Here is a 268-nt window from a genome sequence, read left to right as displayed (position 1 = left end):
GACATGGTGATCGTGCAGCGCGCCGGCGACGTCATTCCGCAGATCGTCGACGTCGTGCTGGAGAAGCGGGAGGCATCGAGCGTGTCTTACGAATTCCCCAAGACATGCCCGGTCTGCGGCAGCCATGCGGTGCGTGATATCAATGAAAAGACCGGCAAGGTCGATGCGGTGACGCGCTGCACCGGCGGCTTTATCTGCCGGGCGCAGGCGACGGAGCATCTGAAGCATTTCGTCTCGCGCAATGCCTATGACATCGAGGGGCTCGGTT

At 61.6% G+C, this 268-nt stretch carries 1 pseudogene; it reads left to right on the top strand.

Annotation, left to right across the window (positions count from 1 at the left end):
- Positions 1–268, top strand: a pseudogene (locus BK665_RS33695) (NAD-dependent DNA ligase LigA); the annotation flags it as partial.

The organism is Pseudomonas frederiksbergensis (assembly GCF_003732665.1).
GTDB classification, from domain to species: Bacteria; Pseudomonadota; Gammaproteobacteria; order Pseudomonadales; family Pseudomonadaceae; genus Aquipseudomonas; species Aquipseudomonas frederiksbergensis_G.
Note: the sequence above shows the minus strand (reverse complement) of the source record. Positions and strands in the feature narration are given on the sequence as shown.